Annotated in this window: 1 protein-coding gene; it reads right to left on the bottom strand. The window is 32.7% G+C overall.

The window, feature by feature from the left end; translation table 11 throughout:
- Positions 1-1,712: methyl-accepting chemotaxis protein (locus V7183_RS26050; protein WP_335360954.1), on the bottom strand; the 1,712-nt coding region annotated here is incomplete at its 3' end.
- Between the last annotated feature and the right edge of the window lie 39 nt (positions 1,713-1,751).

Raw genomic sequence — 1,751 nt, 5'->3', positions numbered from 1 at the left:
TTAATTTTAAATTGTGAAATTAATTCTTCTAATTCTTCGATTTTTTTCTTTATTTGCATGGATTGATTTGTTATTTCTGTAATGGATGATGCTTGTGTCTGAATGGCTTGTACGGTTTGATTTGTATCTTTTGCTACTTTTGTAGAAGTTTCTGATACTGCTGATAGGGAAGCGTTAATTTCTTCAGTTCCAGCAGACATTTCTTCTGTTGTAGCTGATACTTCTTGGATTTGACGTGTTATCTTATGAATATCTTTCATAATTGTTGAAAAGGCTTCGTCTGCTTCATTAGCAGCATCTCTTCCTTGCGTAGCTTCTTCGTGTCCTTTTCTCATGATTTGAACCGTATCTTTTGTATCTTGTTGGATGGATTTAATTAAATTATTGATTTCGTTTGCGGATTGCTTCGATTGTTCAGCTAAATCCCTCACTTCAGCTGCAACAACTGCAAAGCCTTTCCCATTTTCTCCTGCACGTGCTGCTTCGATTGCAGCATTTAAAGCAAGCAGGTTTGTTTGTTCCGCAATGTTCGTAATCGCGTGTAAAGCTTTATCGATGTGTTGTGTACGCATAATAAGGCGTTCTATCACTGCAGATGTTTCTTCGACAACTGTATGAACATTATTCATTTGCGTAATAGATTGCTTGATTACTTTACTTCCATTATTTACACGATCTGTTGTAGCAACGGATACTTCAGCAACAGTTGCTGCTGATTCAGCTACTGTTTGAACGCCATTTGTTAGGTCATTCATTGCTGTTGAACTTTCATGAATATTAGTAACTTGTCCTTCTATTTGTTTGTTTACTTCATTAATTGTTTGAACGGCTTCGTGAGATATTGTAGATGCTTGTTTTGTATTCTGTAACATATTATCGGTGGAGGAAGTAACTTCTTGTGTCGTTACCTGTATTTTCTCAATTAATTGCTGTAAATTATCTAACATGTTATTAAAAGAAGCAACAATATTTCCTAATTCATCATTTGCTTGATAGGAAGTACGTATGACTAAATTTCCATCTGCTACTTGATTTATATCATGTTGTAATAAATCAATCGGACGTTTAATCGCTATTTTAATGATATATCCAATACATGCAATAATTACAGCCGCAATAACTGAAATAATAATAAATATCAGTGTTGTAGTATGTGCACTGTTCGTATTATTTTTTTGTAATTGTTCTGCCTGGTTAGCATTATATTTCACAAGTTCGTGAATAGATTTAGTTGTACTTTGCATAGCGGGCTCAGTGTTTTTTAAATAATAAGCATACGCTTCTTCATTTTTATTGTTTGCTGCTAAATTTTGCGCTTCTTGCGCTTGAGCTCTGTATTCTTGAAAGTTTTTTTTGAAATTCTCGTACAATTGCTTTTCTTCTTGTGAATTGACCTTAGACTCAAAGTTTTTTAATAACTCATCATTTTCTTTTTGCATTTGAGCTATATTATTTGTTAATTCTTTGTTTCTTGTTTCATCAGTTGTAATCATAAGTTCCATAAAATTACAATTACGGTAGTAGAAATTAGATTCTAGAGATTCTATCCAAAAAATTGGAAGTAACCTTTCATCATACATATCTGTAGAAGCTTCGGCCGTTTTCTTTAAAGAGATAACCCCTATAATGGATAAGAGAATACATGCAATACTAGCTGTAATCATTAATGTATTCAACTTCGTACCAATTTTACTGTTTTTTAGAATTGACATCAAACCACATCCTTATTAATTTTGTATATTACGTTATAT

It is taken from the genome of Bacillus sp. JJ1127 (genome assembly GCF_036965845.1).
GTDB lineage: Bacteria > Bacillota > Bacilli > Bacillales > Bacillaceae_G > Bacillus_A.
The sequence above is the reverse complement of the archived record's forward strand: the minus strand, read 5'-3'. Positions and strand labels throughout refer to the sequence as shown.